This window comes from Streptomyces sp. NPDC049040, assembly GCF_043197715.1.
Classification (GTDB): Bacteria; Actinomycetota; Actinomycetes; order Streptomycetales; family Streptomycetaceae; genus Actinacidiphila.
On sequence record NZ_JBICTO010000002.1, the window covers coordinates 727079 to 749520 of the forward strand.

The window sequence follows — 22442 nt, forward strand, 5'->3', positions numbered from 1 at the left end:
CTGCCCGCGGCCCCGCCCGACAGCCGCCCGTCCGAACCGAACCCCCTCAGGGAGGTGCCCGTGGGAATCGAAGTGACCGTCGAGGGACTGACCAAGTCCTTCGGAACGCAGACCGTCTGGCAGGACGTCACGCTCACTCTGCCGCCCGGCGAGATCAGCGTGATGCTCGGCCCCTCAGGAACCGGCAAGACCGTCTTCCTCAAGTCGCTGATCGGACTGCTCAAACCCGAGCGCGGGCGGGTCCTGGTGGACGGCGTCGACATGGTCGGCGGCAGCGAGCGGGACATCTACAGGACCCGCAGGCTGTTCGGCCTGATGTTCCAGGACGGCGCGCTGTTCGGCTCGATGAACCTCTTCGACAACATCGCCTTCCCGCTGCGCGAGCACACCCGCAAGAAGGAGTCGGAGATCCGCCGCATCGTCATGGAGCGGATGGACATGGTCGGCCTGGTCGGCTCCGAGGGCAAGCTGCCGGGCGAGATATCCGGCGGCATGCGCAAACGCGCCGGCCTCGCCCGCGCGCTGGTGCTCGACCCGCAGATCATCCTGTGCGACGAGCCCGACTCGGGCCTCGACCCGGTCCGCACCTCGTACATCTCGCAGTTGCTGATCGACCTCAACGCGCAGATCGACGCGACCATGCTCATCGTCACCCACAACCTCGACATCGCCGCGACCGTGCCGGACAACATGGGCATGCTCTTCCGCCGCGAACTGGTGGCCTTCGGGCCGCGGGAGCTGCTGCTGACCAGCGATGTGCCGGTGGTCAGGCAGTTCCTCAGCGGGCGCCGCGAAGGCCCGATCGGGATGGCGGAGGAGAAGGACGAGGCCACCCTCGCCATGGAGCAGCTCGCCGACGACGCCACCGTGCCGCCCGCCAGGCCCGAGGTCGTACCGCAGCTGAAGCCGAGCCCGGGGATGCCGCCGCGGCAGGCGGTGCAGCGGCGCAAGGCGCGGGTGCTGGCGATGTGGGACCAGCTGCCCGCCGCGGCACGCACCGCCGTGCAGGCAGGGCTGGCGCCGGTCCAGGGAGGTCCGGCATGAGCGCACCGGTGCGCGAGCGCCGGACCGTGCGGCGCCGGCAGATCCCCGGCACCGGGGCGCTGCGCCAGACCGGGCAGCTGATGACGCTCGCCGCCACGACCGTGAGGGACGCCTTCCGGCGCCCCTTCCAGGTCCGCGAGCTCATCGAGCAGTTCTGGTTCGTGGCCAGCGTCACGATCCTGCCCGCCGCGCTGGTGTCGATCCCCTTCGGCGCGGTCATCGCCCTCCAGGTCGGCTCGCTCACCCAGCAGCTGGGCGCCCAGTCCTTCACCGGCGGCGCCAGCGTGCTCGCCGTGATCCAGCAGGCCAGCCCGCTGATCGTGGCGCTGCTCATCGCCGGCGCCGGTGGCAGCGCGATCTGCGCCGACCTCGGCTCGCGGAAGATCCGCGAGGAGCTGGACGCGATGGAGGTGATGGGCGTCTCGCCGGTGCAGCGGCTGATCGTGCCGCGGGTGCTGGCCACCATGCTGGTCGCGCTGCTGCTCAACGGCCTGGTCTCGGTGGTCGGCACGGCAGGCGGCTACTTCTTCAACGTCATCATCCAGCACGGCACCCCGGGCGCCTACCTGTCCAGCTTCTCCTCGCTCGCGCAGCTGCCCGACCTCTACATCAGCGAGATCAAGGCGGTGGTCTTCGGCTTCATCGCCGGCATCGTCGCCGCCTACCGCGGCCTGCACCCCAGGGGCGGCCCCAAGGGCGTGGGCGACGCGGTCAACCAGTCCGTGGTGATCACCTTCCTGCTGCTGTTCTTCGTCAACGTCGTGCTCACCGCGATCTACCTCCAGCTCGTCCCGCAGAAGGGGGCCTGACCTGATGGCACTCCTTGACCGCCCGCTGCGCTGGCTGGACGAGACCGGCGACCACTTCATCTTCCACGTCACCGCGGTGCTGTGGATCCCGCGCACCCTGCGCCGCTACCTCAAGGAGGTGCAGCGGCTACTCGCCGAGGTCGCCTTCGGCAGCGGCGGCCTCGGGGTGATCGGCGGCACCGTCGGGGTGATGATCGGCATGACGCTTGCCACCGGCACCGTCGTCGGCCTCCAGGGCTACGCGGCCATGAACCAGCTCGGCACCGCCGCCTTCACCGGCTTCATCTCCGCGTACTTCAACACCCGCGAGATCGCCCCGCTGGTCGCGGGCCTCGCGCTGTCCGCCACCGTCGGCGCCGGCTTCACCGCGCAGCTCGGCGCGATGCGGATCAACGAGGAGGTCGACGCGCTGGAGGGCATGGGCATCCGCTCCATGCCCTACCTGGTCAGCACCCGCATCATCGCCGGGGTGGTGGCCATCGTGCCGCTGTACGGCATCGGCCTGCTCAGCAGCTACGCCGCCTCCCGGCTGGTCACCGTGTGGGTCAACGGCCAGTCACCCGGCACCTACGACCACTACTTCAACCTCTTCCTGTCGCCCGAGGACGTCCTGCTGTCCACCCTGAAGGTGCTGGTCTTCAGCGTGATCGTGATCCTCGCGCACTGCTACTACGGCTACACCGCCAAGGGCGGCCCCGCCGGGGTGGGCATCGCGGTCGGGCGCTCGGTGCGCAACGCCATCGTGATCATCTCCATCACCGACTTCTTCCTGTCGCTGGCGCTGTGGGGCGCCACCACCACCGTGCGGGTGGCCGGATGACCGCCACCGAGACCCGTGCACCCGCAGCCCCCGCGCCCGGCCGCGCCCGGCTGCGCGCCACCACCACGGGACGCAGGACGGCCGGCATCGTCTTCCTGCTGGTCCCCGCGCTGCTGGCGTGGCTCGCGGTCGCCGTCTACGACAAGGACTTCAGCCACGAGGCGACCGTGACCGTGCTGACCGGCAGCGCGGGCAACGAGATGCACCCGGGCGCCGACGTCAAGGTCCGCGGGGTCGTCGTCGGCCGCGTCAGCGCCATCCACGCCGACGGGCAGGGCGCCAGGCTGACCCTGGCCATCCAGCGGGGCCAACTGCACCGCATCCCCGCGGACGTCACCGCCCAGATGCTGCCCACCACCCTCTTCGGCGCCCGCTTCGTCGCCCTGGTGCCGCCGGCCCACACCCCCGCGGACGGCCCCGCCCTCACCGCGAGCAGCACCATCAGGCAGGACCGGTCGAGCGACGCCGTCGAACTCCAGCAGGTGCTGGACAACGTGATGCCGCTGCTGACCGCGGTCCAGCCGCAGAAGCTCGCCGCCACCCTCGACGCGGTCGCCACCGCGCTGGACGGCCGCGGCACCCAACTCGGCACCACCCTGGTCCGGCTCGACGGCTACCTCCGCCGGCTCAACCCCGAACTGCCGGTGCTCAACGACGACATCAAGCAACTCGTCACCGTCAGCCACATCTACAACGCGGCCGCCCCCGACATCGTGCAGGCGCTCACCGACTTCACGAAGACCAGCAGCACCATCGCCGCCGAGCGGGCGAACCTCGGCACCCTCTACGGAACCGCCACCACGACCGCCCAGGACCTCACCACCTACCTGCGGCAGAACAGCGGCAACATCATCCGGCTCGCCGCCGACAGCCGCGGCACCCTCGGCCTGCTCGCCCGATACGCGCCCTCCTTCCCCTGCACCCTGCGCACCCTCGCCGACTTCGTCCCCGTCATGGACAAGGCGCTCGGCAAGGGCACCCACCAGCCAGGCCTGCACGTGGACGTCACGACCGTCCCCTCGCGCGGCGCGTACACGCCGGGCCAGGACACCCCGGTCTACGGCAAGAGCGGCGGACCGCAGTGCTACCCCGTCCCCTACACCGGCAAGGGCACCGCCCCGCCGGCCAACTCCCCGCAGGAGAACGAGCTGATCGACGAACTCCTCGCGCCCGGCGCGCACACCGCCCCCGACCGGCTGCCCGACTGGAGCAGCCTGCTCACCGGGCCGGTCTTCCGCGGAGCGGAGGTGACCGTCAAGTGAAGCGCCGCAGCCTGGTCGGACCGGTCGTCAAGTCGCTGATCTTCATCCTGGTCACGGCGCTGGCCACCACCGCCCTCGCGATCAGCATCGCCGGGTCCGGCGTCGGCGACACCTCCGGCTACAACGCGCTGTTCACCGACACCACCGGCCTGATGTCCGGCGACAGCGTACGGATCGCCGGGGTGAAGGTCGGCCAGGTCGACTCGATCAAGGTCTACCGGCACAACCTGGCCCGGGTGCACTTCTCGGTCCAGCGCGAGCGGACCCTGCCAGGCTCCGCCGACGCCACCATCAAATACCTGAACCTGGTCGGGCAGCGCTACATCGACCTGGAGCAGGGCACAGGGCCGGTCGGCGGGACACTGCGGCCGGGCCAGACCATCCAGCTCGACCACACCACCCCCGCGCTGGACCTCACCCAGCTCTTCGCCGGCTTCCAGCCGCTCTTCGAGGGCCTGTCCCCGAAGGACGTCAACCAGCTCGCCGGCGAGATCGTCCAGGTGCTCCAGGGCGAAGGCGGCACCGTCGACAGCCTGATCGGCAGCATCGGCTCGCTGACCACCACGCTGGCCGCCAAGGACCAGGTGATCGGGCAGGTCATCGACAACCTCAACACCGTGCTGACCACCGTCAACACCCGCGAGGCCGACTTCAACGACCTGGTCGACACCCTCCAGCAGCTCGTCACCGGCTTCTCAGGCGACCGTGAGCCCATCGGCCAGTCCATCACCGCGATCTCGCAGCTGACCACCAGCACGGCAGGCCTGCTCACCGCCGGCCGGCAGCCGCTCAAGGACTCCATCGCCCAGCTCGGCAGGCTGTCGACCAACCTCGCCGACTCCACACCGCAGCTGCGGGACTTCCTGGTCACCACCCCGCAGAAGTTCCGGACCATCGGGCGGCTGTCCTCCTACGGGTCCTGGTTCAACCTCTACCTGTGCCAGGCAACGGTCGCCGGGGTGACCACCTCGGACGGCAGCAGGGCGCCCACCGGCATAGCGATCACCGAATCGAGGTGCCGGTCATGAACCGCCCGCGCCTGCGCGGCATCCGGTCGCGCCTCCGTGCCCCCGCCGACCGCGGCCGGCCGCTCTTCAGACCGCTGCGGGAACGCAACCCGGTGGCCGTCGGCGCGGTCGGGCTGCTGGTGCTCGCGCTGGTGGGCCTGGTCGCCTACAACGCCGACGCGCTGCCGCTGATCGGCGGCGGCACCAGCTACTCGGCGGACTTCACCGAGGCGGCGGGCCTGCGTCCCGGCAACGAGGTGCGGGTCGCAGGCGTCAAGGTCGGCAAGGTCACCGGGGTGTCGCTCGACGGCGCCCAGGTGAAGGTCACCTTCAAGGTCAGGCACACCTGGATCGGTGACGCCAGCACCGCCGCCATCGGCATCAAGACGCTGCTCGGCGAGAAGTACCTGGCCGTCGACCCGCTCGGCAGCCGCGAGCAGAACCCCGGCACCCGCATCCCGAAGAACCGCACCACCTCGCCGTACGACGTCACCCAGGCCTTCGACGGCCTCGGCCAGACCCTCGGGTCGATCGACACCCGGCAGCTCGCGGCGAGCTTCAGGACGATCTCCGACACCTTCAAGGACACCCCGTCCTCGGTACGCAGCGCCGCCACCGGGCTGTCGTCGCTGTCGCAGACCATCTCCAGCCGGGACGCGCAGCTCGCCGACCTGCTCACCGGCAGCAGGCAGCTCACCCAGACCCTCTCCGACCAGAACAGCCGCTTCCAGACCCTGATCTCGGACGGCGACCTGCTGCTCGGCGAGATCCAGAAACGGCGGGACGCCATCCACACCCTGCTCACCGGTACCCAGGACCTGGGCATCCAGCTGAACGGCCTGGTCGCCGACAACACCCGGCAGCTCGCGCCGACCCTGGACGCCCTCGACCGGGTCACCGGCGTGCTGGTCGCCAACCAGTCCAGCCTCGACCAGGCGCTGGCACTTGCGGGCCCCTACTACCGGCTGGTCGGCAACACCCTCGGCAACGGGCGCTGGTTCGACAGCTACCTGTGCGGCCTCGTACCCGCGAGCTACCTGCCGGCCGGCGCATCGCAGCAGCCCGGGTGCATGCCGCCCAAGGCGGCGGGAGGCGCGTCATGACCCTGCTGCGACCGAACCCGCGCCCGCGGCTGCCGCGCCCCGCCCGCCCCCGGGCAGGGCAGGCCGGGCGGCTGCTGGTGGCGGGTCTCGTGCTCGCCGTGGTCGCCGCGGCCGCCGTCACGGCCGGCTTCGTGGCCTTCAGCGGCCCCGGCGGCAACCACGTCACCGCCTACTTCGACCGCACCGTCGGCGTCTACAAAGGCTCCGACCTGCGCATCCTGGGTGTGAAGGTCGGCACCGTCGAGGCGGTGCGGCCCAAGGGCAAGCAGGTCGAGGTCACCTTGCACCTCGACCACGGCGTCAAGGTGCCGGCGGACGCGGGAGCCGTCGTGGTGGCCCCCAGCGTCGTCGCCGACCGCTACGTCCAGCTCACCCCCGCCTACACCGGCGGCCCGCAGCTGAAGGACCACGCGGTCATCCCGGCGGACCGCACCGCGACCCCCGTCGAGATCGACCAGCTCTACGACAGCATCACCCAGCTCAGCGACGCCCTCGGCCCCGACGGAGCCAACACCACCGGCGCGCTGTCCGGGCTGCTGGACACCGGCGCCCAGAACCTCGACGGCAACGGCAAGGCCATCGGCGACAGCATCAACCAGCTCGGCCAGGCCTCCAAGACGCTCGACAGCCACAGCGGCGACCTCTTCGCCACCCTGTCCTACCTCCAGTCCTTCACCACGATGCTCGCGAACAACGACGGCAAGGTGAAGGCCGCGGCCGACCAGCTGTCCACCGTCACCGGCTTCCTGGCCGCCGACAAGCAGGACCTCGGCGGCGCGCTCCAGCAGCTGTCCACCGCGCTGGGCCAGGTGAAGACCTTCATCCAGGACAACCGCGGCCGGCTCACGGCCAGCATCGACAAGCTCACCCCGATCACCGCGACCCTGGTCGACCAGCGCGCCTCGCTCGCCGAACTCCTCGACACCGCACCGCTCGCGGCCGACAACCTGCTGAACGCCTACGACCCGAAGCACCACACCATCGACGGCCGCGCCGACATCAACGAGCTCAGCATGGGCCGCGACCTCACCCCCGCGGCCGGCACCCCGGCGTCCGCCGCCGGTGCGACCACGGGTTCCCCGGCCGCGAAGCACCTGCCGCTGCCCTTCCCCGCGGCCGGCGACATCACCATCCAGGGGGCCGGGCGATGAACCGACGGCGTACGAGAGCGGCGGCCGCCGGCGCGCTGCTCGGACTCACCCTCACCGGCTGCTCCTTCGGCGGGGTGCAGAGCATCCCGCTGCCGGGCGGCGCCGACCTCGGCAGCCACCCCTACACGGTCAAGGCCCGCTTCACCGACGTCCTCGACCTCGTACCGCAGGCGTCGGTGCGGGTCAACGACGTCGCCGTCGGCCGGGTCACCTCCATCCACCTGGCCGACGACGGCTGGTCGGCGCTGGTCACCATGAAGGTCAACGGCGAGGTCGAACTGCCCGCCAACGCCTACGCGCACCTGGAGCAGTCCAGCCTGCTCGGCGAGAAGTACGTCCAGCTGTCCGCGCCGCCCTCCGACGAGGCGCCGCACGGCCGGCTCGCGGCCGGCGCCCTCATCCCCGCCTCGCACACCAACCGCAACCCCGAGGTCGAAGAGGTCTTCGGCGCGCTGTCGCTGCTGCTCAACGGCGGCGGCATCCAGCAGCTCAAGGCCATCAGCACCGAGCTGAACAAGGCGCTGACCGGCAACGAACCCCAGGTCAGAGACATGCTCACCCAGGTGGACACCCTGGTGAGCGACCTGGACACGCACAAGCAGGACATCACCGACGCCCTCGACGGCGTCAACCAGCTGTCCGCCACCCTCGCCGTACGCGACCAGAAGATCGGCTCGGTGCTGACCGGAGTGAGTCCGGGCCTGAAAGTGCTCGACCAGCAGCGCGGCTCGCTCGTCACGATGCTGCGGGCGCTCGACACCCTCTCCGGCGTCGCGGTGGACACCGTCAACCAGAGCAAGGACGACATGGTCGCCGACCTCCAGGCCCTCGCCCCCACCCTGCAGCGGCTCGCGGACGCCGGGAAGGACCTGCCCGACTCGCTCCAGGTGCTGCTCACCTACCCGTTCACCGACGAGGTGCTCAACGGCGTCAAGGGCGACTACCTCAACGTCTACCTCGACCTGACGGCGGTGCCCGGCACCAGCCTCGTCCCGATCCTGGAGTCGCAGGACAACCGCTACGACAGCACGGCGCAGCCACTGGACAAGAAGAAGATCCCCAAGGGCCTCCCGCTGCCGCTGCCTTCGGTCACCACCACCAAGGGGGGCCGCTGATGCCGACCAAGACCACCCTCGTCAAGAACATCGCCTTCCTGCTCGTCGCCGTCCTGGTGCTCGGCTGGATCGGGGTGCGCTACGCCGACCTCGGCCGCTACGTGGGGCTGAGCGGCTACTACACCGTCAAGGTCGAACTCCCCGAAGCGGGCGGCCTGTTCGAGCACTCCGACGTGACCTACCGGGGCGTCTCGGTCGGCCGGGTCGGGCCGATCAGGCTCACCTCCGACGGCGTCGAGGCCGACCTGCGCATCAAGGACTCGGCGCCGCGCATCCCGGTCCACCTCCAGGCCGTCGTCGCCAGCCTGTCCGCGGTCGGCGAGCAGTACATCGACCTTCGGCCCAGCACCGACCAGGGCCCCTTCCTGCACGACGGCTCGCACGTCGACGAGGCCGACACCCACATCCCCGCACCGGTCACCAACCTGCTGACCAGCGTCAACGACCTCGCCGCCTCCGTACCGCTGGACTCGCTGCGGACCGTGGTGGACGAATTCGGCCAGGCCTTCGACGGGCAGGCGGACAACCTCCAGTCGCTGCTGGACTCCAGCGGCCGGTTCATCTCCGCCGCCGACACCAACCTGCCGGTCGACACCCGGCTGATGGTCGACGGGCGGACCGTGCTGCGCACACAGGCCGACGAGGGGGCCGCCATCACATCCTTCGCGGACAGCGCACGACAGCTCGCCGCCCAACTCGACGCCTCCGACACCGACCTGCGCCGGCTCATCACCGCGGCGCCCGACGCGGCCACCCAGGTCAGCGCGCTGCTGCGGGACGTGGGACCGCAGCTGAGCGTGGTCCTGGCCAACCTGCTCACCACCTCCGACATCGCGGCGACCCGGCAGCAGGGGATCGAGGAATTCCTCGTGACGGTGCCCAAGGTGGTCGCCGCCGGGTCCTCCTCGGTGGACGCCAGGGGCCTGCACCTGGGGATGGCGGTCACCTTCTTCTCCCCGCTGCCCTGCACCTCCGGGTACGGCGGCACCACCTATCGCAACGGCCTCGACACCAGCGCCCCCGCCACCGCCCTCAACACCGCCGCCCGCTGCACCGCACCCGCGGCCGGCGGCATCGACGTGCGCGGCTCCGCGCACGCCCCGTCCGGCGGCGGGGTGCCGGCACCCGCGGAGCCCGGCTCGGTCCTGCCCACCGGCACGGCCCAGGGCGCCGGCACCCCGTACGCCGCCCCCGCGGGGCCCGCACTGCCCGGCGCGCTCGGCCTGCCCGCGCTGCCACCGGGCGGGCCCGCCTCGCTGGCCGACCTGCTGGGGGTGGCCTCATGAAGCCGCCGCAGGCTCTGCGCGCCAGGGTCGCCGGATGGGTGGCGGCCTGGACGGTCGCCGCGGTCGTCTGCGCGCTCGGCGCCTGGTCGTACACCGGCACCCGGGGCGACGACGCGCTGAACTACGGCAAGGCGCGGGACACCGCGCTCTCCGACGGGCAGCGCGACATCGCCCTGCTCAACACGGTCGACGCCGCCCACGCCGAGGCGGACCTCGGCCGGTGGCTCACCGCGACCACAGGACCGCTGCACGACCGGCTGGCCGGTACGCACACCGCGGACGCCGCCACGCTGAAGCAGTCCGGCACCTCCACCCGGGGCACCGTGACCGACGCGGCGGTCACGGAACTCGACACCAGGGCGGGCACGGCCAAGCTCATCGCCACCGTGGAGGTCAGGGTCACCCCGGCCGCGGGCACGGCCACCACCGACCGCAAACGCTTCGAGGCGGGCCTGTCGCGAACCGCCGGCGGCTGGAAGCTCACGGCACTCACCGCGGTCCCGGTCGGGGCGAGTTGAGAGCGGAGGATGGATCCCAGGTGAAGACGACAGCCCAACCGGCCACCCAGCCACCACCCGGTGACCAGCCCGAGCCCATCGCCGAGCCCGAGCCCATCGCCGGGTCGGCGCCCGGGTCCTGCGAGGCGGCGGACCCCGCCCCGGTCTCCGCTGGCGGGACCGGGTCCTGCGGTGAGCCGGTGGCCCGTGACGGGGCGGAGCCCGAGGCCGAGCCCGAGCCGGAGCCGGAGCCGGAGCCCGCTTCCCGCGAGGCGGCGGACCCCGCTCCCGACCCGGCATCGGACTCCGGCGGCACCGCAGCGGGGCGGCGGCCCCGGGCGCCGTGGCCCGGGTTCCCGCGGGGCCTGCGGCCCGCGTGGCCGCGGGTGCTGCGGAGCAACCCGCGGCGGGCGGCCGCCGTCGCGGTGATCGCCGTACTCCTGCTGACCGGCGGCGGACTCGGCTACGCGGGACACCGGTTGAAGGACCCGGCCGCGGTACGCAACCACGCGCTCACGGACACCGAGGCCACCAGCCGGCTCACCGGCGACGTCAGCGACACCCTCAGCCGGATCTTCGCCTACACCCCCGACGACACCCAGTCCACCGCCCAGGCCGCCCACGACCTGCTGGAGGGTGCGGCCGCGAAGCAGTACCAGCAGCTCTTCGCCCAGATCAGGCAGCAGGTCGCCGACCAGCGGCTGACCCTGGGCACCCGGGTGACACGGGCCGGTGTCGTGTCGCTCACCGGCGACCACGCCAGGCTGCTGGTCTTCCTCGACCAGACCGCCCAGCGCGCGGGCGCCACCGCCACCACCGCGGCGGCCCAACTCTCGGTGACCGCGCACCTGGTCGGCGGCCACTGGCGGATCAGCGACCTCAAGGCCCGGTAGGAGAAGCCCAGATGGCACGTATGAAGTCCGTCCTGTCGCGCCGGCGGCAGCCCCTGCCCCGTCCGCGCCGCCCGCTGCTCGCGGCGGCGCTCGCCCTCGCGGTGGCCGCGGCCCTCACCGCCGCCCTGACCGGCTGGTCCTGGTACGGCGCCGCCCACGACGGCGACGCCGCCTTCGCCCGCAACCGCGACGCCGTGCTGGCCGCCGGCGAGCAGGCCGTACAGAACCTCAACACCCTGGACCACAACGACCTGGACCACGGCCTGGACATCTGGGAGGACTCCACCACCGGCGACCTGCACAGCCAACTCGCCCAGGGCAGGGCCGACTTCGCCAAGCAGGTGCAGCAGGCCCAGACGGTCAGCACCGCCAAGGTGCTCTCCGGCGCGGTCACGGAACTGGACACCAGGACCGGCAAGGCCGGGGTGATGATCGCTCTGCGGATCACCGTCCAGGCGCCCAAGGCGAAGCCCGCGGTGAAGGAGAGCCGGATGCTCGGCGAGCTGACCAGGACCGCGGACGGCTGGAAGCTCAGCGCCCTGGGCCAGGCCCCGATGGGTGACAGCGACCCCGCCCCCGCCGCCACGTCCGCCACCCCCGGCCCCGCCGCCTCCACCCCGCAGCCCACCGTGAGCCACTGACGCCGTACGCGAGAGGACCGACGCACCATGTCGACCACCCGTCATCTGATCAACCGGCAGCGCAGGCTGGCCGCGGTGTCCGCGGCGGCGGAGGAGCGCGCGGGGGAGCGTACGGTACGCGGCGGCGCCCCGGCGCCGGCCCGGGTGCGCACCCGTACCGACGCCGACCGCCCCGCGCTCGAGGCGGCCGAGGCGCCCGAGGCGAAGCGTGCCGCCCGTCGCCCGGTGCCGGTCGCCGTCACCCTGCTTGCCGTCGCCACCGTGCTGCTCGCCGGATTCGCGGCCGTCGCGGCGAGCCGGGCCTCCGCCCTGCACGACTCGGTCGCCGCGCACAACACCGCGCTGACCGACACCGCCCGCACCAGCGAGGTCAAGGGCCAGATCGCCGCGGCGGTGAACGCCGTCTTCTCCTACGACTACGCCGACACCGCCCGCACCGACGCGGCGGCCAGGCGGCTGCTCACCGGAAAGGCCGTACAGCAGTACGCGGGCATGCTCGCCGAGGTGCGCACCCAGGCCCCGGCGCAGAAGCTGGTGCTGACCACCACCGTCACCGACACCGGGGTCGAGACGATCGACGGGGACAGGGCGCACGTCCTGGTCTTCGCCGACCAGCGCAACACGAGCACCGCCAAGGCGGGCGCGGGCAGCACCTACGCCGCAGCCATGTTCGCGGTGGACGCCGTTCACCAGGACGGCACGTGGAAGATCGCCTCGATCGACACCTTCGGCTGAGGTGCCGCAGCGGGCACTATGGGGGTGGGCCGCCACTGCAACACACCCGAAACGGTGTGATGCAATGCTCATGATCCCCCGCCCGGACCAGGCAGGGGGAGCGGTGCCTGACCGGCGAGGATGGATGGATATGGATAAGCAGCAGGAGTTCGTTCTCCGGACCCTCGAGGAGCGGGACATCCGCTTCGTACGGCTGTGGTTCACCGACGTACTCGGCTACCTCAAGTCGGTCGCCGTCGCCCCCGCGGAGCTTGAACAGGCGTTCGACGAGGGCATCGGCTTCGACGGCTCCGCCATCGAGGGCTTCGCCCGGGTGTACGAATCGGACATGATCGCCAAGCCCGACCCCGGCACCTTCCAGATCCTGCCCTGGCGTGCCGAGGGCCCCGGCACCGCCCGGATGTTCTGCGACATCCTGATGCCCGACGGCTCCCCGTCCTACGCCGACCCGCGCTACGTCCTCAAGCGCGCCCTGGCCAAGACCTCCGACCTCGGCTTCACCTTCTACACGCACCCCGAGATCGAGTTCTACCTGCTCAAGGACAAGCCGCTGGACGGCGGCCGCCCCACCCCCGCCGACAATTCCGGCTACTTCGACCACACCCCGCAGAACGTCGGCATGGACTTCCGCCGCCAGGCGATCACCATGCTGGAGTCCATGGGCATCTCGGTGGAGTTCTCCCACCACGAGGGCGCCCCCGGCCAGCAGGAGATCGACCTGCGGTACGCCGACGCGCTGTCGACCGCCGACAACGTGATGACCTTCCGGCTGGTCATGAAGCAGGTCGCGCTCGAACAGGGCGTGCACGCCACCTTCATGCCCAAGCCTTTCTCGGAGTTCCCCGGCTCCGGCATGCACACCCACCTCTCGCTGTTCGAGGGCGACCGCAACGCCTTCTACGAGTCCGGCGCCGAATTCCAGCTCTCCAAGGTCGGCCGGTCCTTCATCGCGGGCCTGCTGCGGCACGCCGGTGAGATCTCCGCGGTGACCAACCAGTGGGTCAACTCCTACAAGCGGATCTGGGGCGGCTCCCAGCGCACCGCGGGCGCCGGCGGCGAGGCCCCCTCGTACATCTGCTGGGGCCACAACAACCGCTCCGCCCTCATCCGGGTCCCGATGTACAAGCCCGGCAAGACCGGCTCCACCCGCGTCGAGGTCCGCTCCCTCGACTCCGGCGCCAACCCCTACCTGTCCTACGCCGTGCTGCTGGCCGCCGGCATGAAGGGCATCCAGGACGGCTACGAACTCCCCGCAGGCGCCGACGACGACGTGTGGGCCCTGTCCGACTCCGAACGCCGCGCCCTCGGCATCGAGCCGCTCCCGCAGAACCTCGGCGAGGCCATCGACCTGATGCAGCGCAGCGAACTGGTCGCCGAGACCCTGGGCGAGCACGTCTTCGACTTCTTCCTCCGCAACAAGAAGCAGGAGTGGGAGGAGTACCGCTCCGAGGTCACCGCCTTCGAGCTCCGCAAGAACCTGCCGGTGCTGTAGGGCCAGGCCAGAGGTAATCTCCCCCCTTCACGGGCAACCGGGCCGGCGGCGCCACGCCGCCGGCCCGTGGCCGCCTCACCCCATCCGGGGCCGCCGGTGGGCCGTCCAGCGCAGGCACTGCGGAGCCGGTGGCGCTCCGGCCGCGGAAGTCCCGGTCGGCGGGACGTGCCGCCGGACCGGACGCGTCCGCCTGCCCGGCCCCGCCGGTGTCGCGGAGGCCTCCCCTCCGCGGGGCGGGCGCGCCTACGCTGGCGGTGTGACGATGGGGGACGATCTGCTCCTGCTCGCGATGGTGCCGGGCAGGCGGCGTATACGGGTACGGTCCGAGGAGCGGCTCAGGTTCGCCCTGCGCGCCGCGGAGTTGGCCGAGCTGAGCCTTGCGGGGCGGATCACCGTGGGTCCGCGGCGGATCGAGGTGCTGGACTCCCGGCGGGTCGAGACCCCCCGGCTGACGAATGTCCTGCACGGCCTGGCCTCGGCCGATTCGCCGCCCGGCCTGCAGAGTTGGCTGCGCCGCACACCGCGCTCGCTGACCACGGAGTACCTCTCCCGGCTCGAGGACCAGAAGACGGTCCGGGTCCGCAGGCAGCGGGACCGCGGCGGCCGCACCCGCTACCACATCCTGTCCGTCGACCTGCCGCGCCGCCGGGCGGTCGTCTCCCGGCTCGACGCCGCGATACAGGCCGACCCCCGCACGGCCGCGCACGAGCGCGACCTCGTCCTGGCCCGGCTCGCCCACGCCGCGGGCATCGCCGGCGCCGTCCACCCGGGGCTGAGCGGGTATGCCGGTCGCCGGCGGATGGCCGCATTGGCCGAGATGGACGGGACAGCCGCCGCCGTCGCCGCGGCGGTCCCGGCCGCGGACGGCGAGCTCACCGATGCGCTCACCGCAGGCGTCCGCACCCTGACCGACCGCCTCGACCACGAGCTCCGCGAGGTCTACTCCGACCTCACCACCGGGGGCCACGGCCTCGGTCACGACCTGCACGCGGGCAACTGGTCCGACGGCGGGGGCGGCGGCCACCACGGCGGAGGCCACCACGGCGGAGGCCATCACGGCGGGGGCGACGGGGACGGCGGGCATGGAGGCTGGTGACACGGCAGCCCCGCCACTGCCGCCGGGCGGTGCGCGGCCCATCGGGCCCCGGCGGTCGGGGGATTCACGCCGGAGCGGTCGCGGCACCGACAACCCGGGGCCCGAGCACGCAACCACGTCGCGCCGCCTCGCCCTGCCCGGCGCCGTGACCCGCACCGGCGCCTGAGCCACCACCCGGCCCGCGGCACACCGCGGTTCCACCTCATCACCACCACGAAAGGCACGGTCCCCTCTCCATGCGCATCCTCAGAGCCGGCATACCGGCCCTGCTGCTCGCCGCGTCCGCGGCGACCTTCTTCACCGCCTGCGGCAAGGCCGGCGGCGCCGACGCCACCGCAGGCGCGCAACTGCCGTCGGTCCGCACCCTCGCCGATGCGGACCGCCAACTGCACACCTACCTGCTGGACGTCACGCCGATCCACGGCCATGACAACATCACCCGGGCCGGCTCGGTGCTGCCCCACACGGTGGGCTCGACCGCGTGCTCCGAGCCCGGCCAGTCCACCCATGTGGTGGCGGAGACCGTCATCGGCGCCCCCGACGGATACGCCACCCAGGTCGTGGGTGCCCTGCGCCACCGCGGTTGGCACATCGTCGGCTGGAACGACGACACCCCGGACGGCTCCCGGGTCACCGGCGCGATCCAGGCCGGCTACCGGGTGTCGGTCCTGGAGAGGTTCGACACCGTCGACGTCACCATCGAGACCCCCTGCCTCCAGGGCGAACCGATCGCCAAGCGCTCGGACTTCCCCGACAACTTCGCCGACGCGCGTGACGTCTGACGCGGGATGCCTGACGCGGGATGCCTGACGCGTGACGCGTGACGACTGACAAGCATGCAGGCCCGCGAGCGGTCGCCGCGGGCCCGGGAGGGGGACGGACATGAAGCCGGGCAAGGCGCTGGTGCCGGTGCTGGTCGGTGCCGCGGTGCCGTGGGCGGTCGGCACCCTGGTGAAGCACTGGTGGTCCCACGAGCCATGGCCGCACGCGGCCCTCGCGGGCGTCGCCTTCGGCATCCTCGGCCTGGCAGGCGGGATCAACGACGTGCGGGTGCGGGCGCGCCGGTCCGACGCCGACAGCCGCCCGTCGGGACCGCCTCCTCCGCTGGCTTAGCGGCGCCCCCTGAGCACCTCCGCGGGCCGAGGCGGTCAGCCGAGCCAGGACGGCGCCAGGGCGGAGGGGGTGAGGAGCGTCGCGGCACCTGTGCCGTCGGCGGGGACGGTGTAGAGGTCGGAGCCGTAGTCGCCCGGCATCGAGTAGGCGAGGGTGTGGTCGTCGGTCCACACGGCCTGGTCGTCGACATTGCGGGTCTCGGCCGTGGGGTGGTCGCGCAGGGTGGACAGGTCGAGGACGTAGAGGCGCCAGGGGGCGTCGGGGGACAGCCCGGGGACGCGCTTCTTGAAGGCGATCCGGGTGCCGTCGGGCGACAGCGAAGGGCATTCGACGTTCGTGCGCAGGGTGACCGCGGTCTTCGACGCCACGTCGCCGCGGATCAGGTAGGTGCGGCCGCCGGTGGCCAGGGTGGCGTAGAAGTGCGTGTCGTCTGCGAAGGTGACGCCCCAGAAGTTCACGTCGGCGGCACGGAGCCGCTTGCCGTCACGGGTCACCGTGTAGTCCTCGAGCGTGGACTGGAGGGCGCCGGTGCGGGTGTCGAGGATCGAGGTGCGGGTGGAGAAGTTCGTGCCCGCATAGGAGTCGCCGCCGACGAAGACCGTCCAGGCGACCAGGTGGCCGCTGGGGGAGACCCGGGCCCTGGTGGGGATGCCGGCCAGGCCGACCTTGCGGGTGGTGCGCAGCCGGGAGTCGAGCACCAGGGCGCGGTAGCTGTCGTTGACCGGTCCGCGTTCGGCCTGGAGGCAGATCCCGGTCCCCGCGGCGGCGTCGAAGCGCAGGCAGCTCACCCCGGAGGCGGTGCGGGGCCCGTCGGGCGCGTCGGCAGGGACGCTGGCCAGTTCGTCGCGGTGCGGGCCCCAGGCCATCGAACGGAAGACGATACGCGGCGGGCCCGAGCCGGCCAGCGACACCGTGCCCGAGTGCACCGCGGGGCCGCCCGCCTGCACCTGGTTCCTGCGGTCCGCCCGGTCCGCGGCCCGCCACACCGCGACGCCCGCGACCGTCGCGAGCACCACGATGCCGGCGAGCAGCACCAGCAGCCGGGCGCGGGTGCTCATCGGCGCCGCATCCTGCAGGGGCGGGGCGTACTCCTGGTCCGTGCTCATACCGCCTCCGCGGGTCGCAGCCGTATCGACAGGCCGACGCTCACCAGCAGCGCGACCGTGGCCCCCGCGAGCGCCGACCGGTCGCCGAAGGCGGTCCAGGCCGCGCCGAAGGCGATCGAGCAGCAGAAGCGCGCCGCGGCCTGCCCGGTCTGCACCAGCGCGAGGCCGCCGCCGCGCAGCGCCGCGGGCACGGAGCCTGCCGCCGCGGCCATCAGCACCCCGTCGGTGGCCGCGTAGAAGGTGCCGTGCAGGGCGAGCACCGCGTAGGGGAGGACGCCTGCCCGCAGTTGGGTGAGCAGCAGGCCGTACGCGAGCAGCAGCGCGAGATGGCCGCCGACGAAGACCCGCCAGCGGCCCACCCGGTCGGCGAGGCGGCCGAGCGGCACGGCGAGGAGCAGGAAGGACGCGGCGGTGCCCAGCGGCAGCAGCGCGAACCACCGGTCGGGCACCCCGAGGCGGCGCTGGAGCAGCAGGTAGACGAAGGAGTCGCTGACCGTGGCCAGGCCGAGCGCCACCGCGCACAGCGCCAGGCCGCGCAGTTCGCGCCGGCCGAGCAGCGCCACCGAGGCCCGCAGCGACGGCCGTACGGGCTCGCTCCCGGCGGCGGGGACGGTGGCTGGGGCGGTGGCGCGCTCCCGGGTGCGTGCGGGCACGAAGAGCAGCAGGACCAGCACGCCCACCGCGGCGACGCAGAAGCTGACCGTGAAGACGGCGTCGTAGCCGTCCGCGGCCTGGCGCAGGATCAGGAAGGCGACCAGCGGGCCGAACAGCGCACCCGTGGTGTCCATCGCCCGGTGCACCCCGAAGGCCCGGCCGCGGTCCTGCGGCGGCGAGGAGAGCGAGATCAGCGCGTCGCGCGGTGCGGTGCGCAGCCCCTTGCCGGTGCGGTCGGCGGCCAGCACCGCGCCGATCAGCGGCAGGGTGTGGACGGCGAGCAGCAGCGGCTTGCACAGCGCGGACAGGCCGTAGCCGATGGCGGCCACCTGCTTGTGCCGGCCGCCGCGGTCGGCGAGGTGGCCGCCGACCAGCCGGACCAGGGCGCTGAAGCCGTTGTAGACGCCGTCGAGCAGACCGAAGCCCAGCGGGGACAGGCCGAGCCCGGTGACCAGGTAGAGCGGCAGCACCGCGGTGACCATCTCCGAGGAGATGTCGGTGATCAGGCTGACCGCGCCGAGGGCGAGCACGGTGGAGGCGACCGCGGACCGCCGCCCGGGGCGCAGGCCCCGGGCGGCGGTTCGCGAGGCCGCCGCGGGCGTGCTCGCGCGGCTCTCGCTGACGTACATCGGTCAGCTGGTCCAGATGCCGGTGATGTCCGACGCGGACGCGGCCTGGCCGGCGTGCGTGGAGCTGCCCGCGAGATCCTCCAGCGTCCGCAGGAGGTTGTAGTGGTTGTACGTGGTCGAACTGGAGCTGCCCGGGGTGACCGGCTGCCCGTAGAGCACCGTCGGGATGCGGTTGCCGCTCAGCGAGTTGTCCTCGTCGAAGGTCACGACCAGCAGGCTGTTGTGGGTCTTCGCCCAGGTCGCGTACGCGCCGAGGTTGTTCTTGATCCAGGTGTCGCCGGTGGAGACCGAGCAGTCGTGCATGTCGCTGCACAGGTTCGGCACCACGAAGGACATCGTCGGCAGCGTCGAGTAGTCGGTCGGGAACTGCGCGAAGGTCTTCGCGGACGACGTCGCGACGTTGGAGAAGCCGAACCACGGGTTGTGCTTCTGCGCGTAGTTGCCGCTCTTGCAGGTGGTCGAACCCTGGCTCGGCAGCGTCTCGTTGTAGCTTCCCCAGGTGTGTCCCGCGGCGGTCACCTCGGAGCCCAGGTTCGCGGCCGAGCTGAAGCCGGGGGTGACGCAGCTGTCGCTGGTGACGCCCTGCGTCGAGCCGGAGAAGAGGGCGTAGTAGTTGGGCTGGCTCGGGTGGGTGATGGCGTGGCTCTGGCTGAGGTTGGCGCCGCCGGACTTCAGCGAGTTGATGTAGGGGGCGCTGGAGCTGCCGATCACCTGGCTGTAGGCGTGGTTCTCCATGACCACCACGACGGTGTGGGCGGGGGTGGGGACGGGGCCTGCCGCCTGGGCGGCACCGCCGAGACCGGCCCAGAGGCTGGCGGAGGCGGCGGCGAGGCCACCGGCGGTCAGCAGGGCGGTACGGCTTCGGCTGCGCACGGATTTACCTCCGGTGAGGGGGGTGGGTCGGAAGTGCGGGGTGCGGTGTGCATGCCAAAGGTAGAAGCGGACGGGTACGCGTGGACCGTGAGCCGGGTGAAGAACACGCGAACGCTGAGGTACACCCAGGTTCAGCGGGTCGGCGGCAGCGACAACCGGAGCCGCACGCCCTGGGCCAGCGGCTCCGCCGCCACGCTGCCGCCGTGGGTCTCGGCGATCTGCCGCACGATGGCGAGACCGAGTCCCGAACCCGGCAGCGACCGCGCGGCCGGTGAGCGGTAGAAGCGGTCGAAGACGTACGGCAGGTCCGCCGCCGGAATGCCGGGGCCGCCGTCGCTCACCGACACGGTGCCGTCCGCCGTCGCCGTCACGGTGATCCGGCCGCCGTCGGGACTCCATTTCACGGCGTTGTCCACCAGGTTGCCGATCGCCCGCTCCACCGCGTCGGGGTCGGCGTGCACCAGGCACGGTGCCAGGTCCGCGGTGAAGCTCAGCCGCGGCGACCTCGCCGCCGCCCGGTCCAGCACCCGCCGCGCCAGCAGGTCGAGCCGCGTGTCCTCGGTGTGGGCCCGCGCACCGCCGTAACGGCCCAGGTCCACCAGGTCGTTGACCAGCGAGGTCAGCTCGGCTGCCTGGACGCGGGCCTCGCGCACCAGCTCCGGTGCCTGCGGGTCGTCGAGGCCGGGGCCCTCGCCGAGCAGTTCCAGGTTGGTGGTCAGGCTGGTGAGCGGGGTGCGCAGCTCGTGCGACGCGTCCGCGACCAGCCGCCGCTGCGCGCCCACCGACTCGTCGAGCGCCGCCATCATCGCCGCGAACGACCTGGTCAGCCGGGCGATCTCGTCCCGCCCGTCCGCCGAGAGCCGCGCGGTCAGATCCTGCGTCGCGGTGACGTGCTCGACCGTATCGGTGAGCTGCCGCACCGGCCGCAGCACCCGGCCGGCCGCCAGCCGCGCCGCGCCCGCCGCCAGCACGCAGCCGCCCGCGGTGATCCCCACCAGCAGCATCGCCAGCCGGTCCAGCGTGCTGTGCACCACCGACGTCGGAACCGCCGTACGCACCAGGGTGTGCGGGTCGTCCGGCATCGGCGCGGTGTAGATCCGGTAGCGGGTCCCCGCGTAGTCGGCGTCGTGGAAATACGCAGGCTGGGTGCCGTCGGCGACCGCCGCGTCCCGGTCGCTGATGTCGACGAACCCGTCGGTGGGCCCCGCCGCGACCGGTGGGATCACGAACTGCACCAGGGTGGGGCCGACATCGACCGGCTTCTCGGGGATGACCGACCTGCCCGGCCCCGCGTCGGGCTCCACCTTGGCCGCGTTCTTCTCCTTAAACGCCCGTATCAGGTCGGGCGCCTGGGCGGCGGCCGTCACCAGCCCGGCGTCGTGCTGGTCGTTCAACTTCACGCGGAGCGACGGGTAGAGCACGAGCGAGGCGAGCACCAGCGCGGCGAACACCACGGCGCCGCCCGCGAGCGCGAGCCGGTTGCGCAGGGTCACGGCCCCTCCCGCAGGACGTACCCGAGCCCGCGCACGGTCTGCACCAGCCGCGGCTCGCCCCCCGCCTCCAGCTTGGCGCGCAGATAACTCACGTACACCCACAGGGCGTTCGACGAGGGGCCGAAGTCGTAGCCCCACACCGAGTCGAAGATCAGCGTGCGGCTCAGCACCCGGCGGGGGTTGCGCAGGAAGAGTTCCAGCAGCGCGTACTCCGTCCGGGTCAGGTCCAGCACCCGGCCGCCGCGGGTCGCCCGGCACGCGGCGGTGTCCACTTCGAGGTCGGCGAACCGCAGCACCTCCTGGTCGGCGCCGCTGCGCCGGAGCAGGGCGCGGATCCTGGCCCGCAGCTCCTCAAGCGCGAAGGGCTTGGCCAGGTAGTCGTCCGCGCCCGCGTCGAGGCCCGCGACCCGGTCGGCGACCAGGTCGCGGGCGGTGAGCATCAGGATCGGAGTACGGTCGCCGCGTGCCCGCAGGGTGCGGCACACTTCGAGGCCGTTGGGCTCCGGCATCAGGATGTCGAGCACCACCGCGTCCTGCCGTGCGGCGGCCAGCGACTCCAGCGCGGCGACGCCGTCCGCCGCCACCGCGACCTCGTACCCGTCCCGGGTCAGGGCGTGCGCCAGCGAACGGCGTACCGCGTCATCGTCGTCGACCACCAGTACTCGCATGGCGTCAGGGTGCCGTAACCGTTGTCAGCGGGGCATCAGGGCTTGGGCGTTCCGGGCTTGGGTGCGCCGGGCTTGCCGGCGGCCTCCTTGAGCACGGTGAGCACCTTGGTCAGCTGCTGGGGCGTCACACCCAGCTTTGCGGCGATGGCTGCGAAGGCCGGGCTGTTCTCGTCGACGGTGCCCCTCGGGCCCTTGGCCAGCTTCTGGAGCGCGTCCAGGGCCGCCTGGGCCCTGGCCTGCGGTACACCGAGCGCCTTGGCGAGGTCCTTCGCGGTGATCACGGCCGCCGGGCCGCCGGGCCGGTCCTTGCCGCCCTTGCCGCCCTTGCCACCGTCCTTGCCTCCCTTGCCGCCTTTGCCGGGGTCCTTGTCGCCCTTCCCGCCCTTGCCCCCCTTGTCGCCGGGCGGCTTCGGGCCCACCTCGTCCCCGCCGAAGAACTGCCTGAGTATCGCCCGCGCCTTGGCCGTGGACACGCCGAGGTCCTTGGCGACCCTCGCCACCACGGCCGGGTCGGTGACCCTGCCGCCGTCGGGGCCGAGCATCTGCTTGACGTCGCGCAGCGCCCGCTCCAGGCGCTCGGCGGACACCCCGGGGATCTTGTCCCCGGGCTTGGCCGGTGCGTGCGAGGCGGGCTGGGTGCCGGAGCCGGCCGCGGTGGCCGCGGTGGTGCCGGTGAGCAGCAGGAGGGCTGTTCCGGCGGCGAGCAGTGCGGTTCTGTGGCGCATGGTGCGCCCCCTTTCTCTGGGTGCGCCCAGCACACCAACCCCCGCTTCACGCCACCGTTGCCGCACCTTAGGACTTCCTTGGAACCCGGCCCCCGCACCGCCCGGACCACCGGGACCCGGCCCGCCCGCGCCGCCGGGAGCGCCCGCCGGGCCGCACACCCGGGGAGGGGCCGGGGTTGGGCTGTGAGCCCCGGCCCCGGGGGACAGCGGCGGAGCGGGCCGCAGGCGGT

The 22442-nt window shown here is 72.5% G+C and carries 23 protein-coding genes; 17 read left to right on the top strand and 6 right to left on the bottom strand.

Going from position 1 to position 22442, the window contains the following annotated elements:
• Positions 1-60 precede the first annotated feature (60 nt).
• The 17 genes from ACGFMP_RS08120 to ACGFMP_RS08200 all read left to right on the top strand — a co-directional run bounded on the left by ACGFMP_RS08120 (position 61) and on the right by ACGFMP_RS08200 (position 16064).
• Positions 61-1044, top strand: coding sequence for an ABC transporter ATP-binding protein (locus tag ACGFMP_RS08120; RefSeq protein ID WP_393671045.1), 984 nt, complete (start codon positions 61-63; stop codon positions 1042-1044).
• Complete coding sequence (locus ACGFMP_RS08125) at positions 1041-1853, top strand: MlaE family ABC transporter permease (protein WP_393671046.1); 813 nt, start codon at positions 1041-1043, stop codon at positions 1851-1853. The genes ACGFMP_RS08120 and ACGFMP_RS08125 overlap by 4 nt, the downstream gene beginning before the upstream one ends.
• Positions 1854-1857: 4 nt before the next feature.
• Entirely contained in the window at positions 1858-2673 is an 816-nt protein-coding gene (locus tag ACGFMP_RS08130) for an MlaE family ABC transporter permease (RefSeq protein ID WP_393671048.1), read from the top strand.
• Positions 2670-3935, top strand: coding sequence for an MCE family protein (locus ACGFMP_RS08135; protein ID WP_393671049.1), 1266 nt, complete (start codon positions 2670-2672; stop codon positions 3933-3935). The genes ACGFMP_RS08130 and ACGFMP_RS08135 overlap by 4 nt, the downstream gene beginning before the upstream one ends.
• Complete coding sequence (locus tag ACGFMP_RS08140) at positions 3932-4963, top strand: MCE family protein (protein WP_393671050.1); 1032 nt, start codon at positions 3932-3934, stop codon at positions 4961-4963. The genes ACGFMP_RS08135 and ACGFMP_RS08140 overlap by 4 nt, the downstream gene beginning before the upstream one ends.
• Complete coding sequence (locus tag ACGFMP_RS08145) at positions 4960-6045, top strand: MCE family protein (protein WP_393671051.1); 1086 nt, start codon at positions 4960-4962, stop codon at positions 6043-6045. Before ACGFMP_RS08140 ends, ACGFMP_RS08145 begins: the two co-directional genes overlap by 4 nt.
• Complete coding sequence (locus ACGFMP_RS08150) at positions 6042-7196, top strand: MCE family protein (protein WP_393671052.1); 1155 nt, start codon at positions 6042-6044, stop codon at positions 7194-7196. The genes ACGFMP_RS08145 and ACGFMP_RS08150 overlap by 4 nt, the downstream gene beginning before the upstream one ends.
• Complete coding sequence (locus ACGFMP_RS08155; RefSeq protein ID WP_393671053.1) at positions 7193-8311, top strand: MCE family protein; 1119 nt, start codon at positions 7193-7195, stop codon at positions 8309-8311. Before ACGFMP_RS08150 ends, ACGFMP_RS08155 begins: the two co-directional genes overlap by 4 nt.
• Complete coding sequence (locus ACGFMP_RS08160; protein WP_393671054.1) at positions 8311-9597, top strand: MCE family protein; 1287 nt, start codon at positions 8311-8313, stop codon at positions 9595-9597. Before ACGFMP_RS08155 ends, ACGFMP_RS08160 begins: the two co-directional genes overlap by 1 nt.
• The gene (locus ACGFMP_RS08165; RefSeq protein ID WP_393671055.1) at positions 9594-10115 is read left to right on the top strand and encodes a hypothetical protein; all 522 of its coding nucleotides are present in this window, start codon (positions 9594-9596) and stop codon (positions 10113-10115) included. Before ACGFMP_RS08160 ends, ACGFMP_RS08165 begins: the two co-directional genes overlap by 4 nt.
• Before the next feature lie 20 nt (positions 10116-10135).
• Positions 10136-10987 (top strand): hypothetical protein, encoded by an 852-nt coding sequence (locus ACGFMP_RS08170; RefSeq protein ID WP_393671056.1) that lies wholly within the window; start codon positions 10136-10138, stop codon positions 10985-10987.
• A gap of 20 nt (positions 10988-11007) precedes the next feature.
• Positions 11008-11628, top strand: a complete 621-nt coding sequence (locus ACGFMP_RS08175) for a nuclear transport factor 2 family protein (RefSeq protein WP_393671374.1) — start codon at positions 11008-11010, stop codon at positions 11626-11628.
• A gap of 27 nt (positions 11629-11655) precedes the next feature.
• A complete protein-coding gene (locus tag ACGFMP_RS08180) occupies positions 11656-12363 on the top strand; it encodes a hypothetical protein (protein ID WP_393671058.1) in 708 nt (235 codons plus the stop codon).
• Positions 12364-12493: 130 nt separating this feature from the next.
• On the top strand, positions 12494-13855 hold the full coding sequence (locus ACGFMP_RS08185) for a glutamine synthetase family protein (protein WP_393671059.1): 1362 nt from the start codon (positions 12494-12496) through the stop codon (positions 13853-13855).
• A 262-nt stretch (positions 13856-14117) separates the two neighbouring features.
• Complete coding sequence (locus ACGFMP_RS08190; RefSeq protein WP_393671375.1) at positions 14118-14951, top strand: GPP34 family phosphoprotein; 834 nt, start codon at positions 14118-14120, stop codon at positions 14949-14951.
• Positions 14952-15187: 236 nt separating this feature from the next.
• Complete coding sequence (locus ACGFMP_RS08195; protein ID WP_393671061.1) at positions 15188-15733, top strand: hypothetical protein; 546 nt, start codon at positions 15188-15190, stop codon at positions 15731-15733.
• 100 nt (positions 15734-15833) lie between these two features.
• Positions 15834-16064 carry a hypothetical protein gene (locus ACGFMP_RS08200; protein ID WP_393671062.1) on the top strand — a complete coding sequence of 77 codons (231 nt, stop codon included), beginning with the start codon at positions 15834-15836 and terminating at the stop codon, positions 16062-16064.
• Positions 16065-16099: 35 nt separating this feature from the next.
• Here the strand turns inward: ACGFMP_RS08200 and ACGFMP_RS08205 are convergent, their stop codons facing one another.
• The 6 genes from ACGFMP_RS08205 to ACGFMP_RS08230 all read right to left on the bottom strand — a co-directional run bounded on the left by ACGFMP_RS08205 (position 16100) and on the right by ACGFMP_RS08230 (position 22212).
• Complete coding sequence (locus ACGFMP_RS08205) at positions 16100-17122, bottom strand: TolB family protein (protein ID WP_393671376.1); 1023 nt, start codon at positions 17120-17122, stop codon at positions 16100-16102.
• 44 nt (positions 17123-17166) lie between these two features.
• On the bottom strand, positions 17167-18453 hold the full coding sequence (locus ACGFMP_RS08210) for an MFS transporter (protein WP_393671063.1): 1287 nt from the start codon (positions 18451-18453) through the stop codon (positions 17167-17169).
• Between the two features lie 3 nt (positions 18454-18456).
• Entirely contained in the window at positions 18457-19326 is an 870-nt protein-coding gene (locus ACGFMP_RS08215; protein ID WP_393671064.1) for an alkaline phosphatase family protein, read from the bottom strand.
• A 131-nt stretch (positions 19327-19457) separates the two neighbouring features.
• Positions 19458-20819: an ATP-binding protein gene (locus tag ACGFMP_RS08220; RefSeq protein WP_393671066.1), complete on the bottom strand. Its 1362-nt coding sequence runs from the start codon at positions 20817-20819 to the stop codon at positions 19458-19460.
• Complete coding sequence (locus tag ACGFMP_RS08225) at positions 20816-21487, bottom strand: response regulator transcription factor (protein ID WP_393671068.1); 672 nt, start codon at positions 21485-21487, stop codon at positions 20816-20818. The genes ACGFMP_RS08220 and ACGFMP_RS08225 overlap by 4 nt, the downstream gene beginning before the upstream one ends.
• A 35-nt stretch (positions 21488-21522) precedes the next feature.
• The gene (locus ACGFMP_RS08230) at positions 21523-22212 is read right to left on the bottom strand and encodes a hypothetical protein (protein ID WP_393671069.1); all 690 of its coding nucleotides are present in this window, start codon (positions 22210-22212) and stop codon (positions 21523-21525) included.
• Positions 22213-22442 lie beyond the last annotated feature (230 nt).

Excerpts from the sequence above, each read along its gene's own strand:
- ACGFMP_RS08165 (WP_393671055.1), top strand. The coding sequence starts at position 9,594 with ATGAAGCCGCCGCAGGCTCTGCGCGCCAGGGTCGCCGGATGGGTGGCG.
- ACGFMP_RS08230 (WP_393671069.1), bottom strand. The coding sequence starts at position 22,212 with ATGCGCCACAGAACCGCACTGCTCGCCGCCGGAACAGCCCTCCTGCTG.
- ACGFMP_RS08125 (WP_393671046.1), top strand. The coding sequence starts at position 1,041 with ATGAGCGCACCGGTGCGCGAGCGCCGGACCGTGCGGCGCCGGCAGATC.
- ACGFMP_RS08155 (WP_393671053.1), top strand. The coding sequence starts at position 7,193 with ATGAACCGACGGCGTACGAGAGCGGCGGCCGCCGGCGCGCTGCTCGGA.
- ACGFMP_RS08205 (WP_393671376.1), bottom strand. The coding sequence starts at position 17,122 with ATGAGCACCCGCGCCCGGCTGCTGGTGCTGCTCGCCGGCATCGTGGTG.
- ACGFMP_RS08180 (WP_393671058.1), top strand. The coding sequence starts at position 11,656 with ATGTCGACCACCCGTCATCTGATCAACCGGCAGCGCAGGCTGGCCGCG.
- ACGFMP_RS08195 (WP_393671061.1), top strand. The coding sequence starts at position 15,188 with ATGCGCATCCTCAGAGCCGGCATACCGGCCCTGCTGCTCGCCGCGTCC.
- ACGFMP_RS08145 (WP_393671051.1), top strand. The coding sequence starts at position 4,960 with ATGAACCGCCCGCGCCTGCGCGGCATCCGGTCGCGCCTCCGTGCCCCC.
- ACGFMP_RS08210 (WP_393671063.1), bottom strand. The coding sequence starts at position 18,453 with ATGTACGTCAGCGAGAGCCGCGCGAGCACGCCCGCGGCGGCCTCGCGA.
- ACGFMP_RS08225 (WP_393671068.1), bottom strand. The coding sequence starts at position 21,487 with ATGCGAGTACTGGTGGTCGACGACGATGACGCGGTACGCCGTTCGCTG.
- ACGFMP_RS08200 (WP_393671062.1), top strand. The coding sequence starts at position 15,834 with ATGAAGCCGGGCAAGGCGCTGGTGCCGGTGCTGGTCGGTGCCGCGGTG.
- ACGFMP_RS08160 (WP_393671054.1), top strand. The coding sequence starts at position 8,311 with ATGCCGACCAAGACCACCCTCGTCAAGAACATCGCCTTCCTGCTCGTC.
- ACGFMP_RS08135 (WP_393671049.1), top strand. The coding sequence starts at position 2,670 with ATGACCGCCACCGAGACCCGTGCACCCGCAGCCCCCGCGCCCGGCCGC.
- ACGFMP_RS08190 (WP_393671375.1), top strand. The coding sequence starts at position 14,118 with ATGGGGGACGATCTGCTCCTGCTCGCGATGGTGCCGGGCAGGCGGCGT.
- ACGFMP_RS08150 (WP_393671052.1), top strand. The coding sequence starts at position 6,042 with ATGACCCTGCTGCGACCGAACCCGCGCCCGCGGCTGCCGCGCCCCGCC.
- ACGFMP_RS08185 (WP_393671059.1), top strand. The coding sequence starts at position 12,494 with ATGGATAAGCAGCAGGAGTTCGTTCTCCGGACCCTCGAGGAGCGGGAC.
- ACGFMP_RS08175 (WP_393671374.1), top strand. The coding sequence starts at position 11,008 with ATGAAGTCCGTCCTGTCGCGCCGGCGGCAGCCCCTGCCCCGTCCGCGC.
- ACGFMP_RS08130 (WP_393671048.1), top strand. The coding sequence starts at position 1,858 with ATGGCACTCCTTGACCGCCCGCTGCGCTGGCTGGACGAGACCGGCGAC.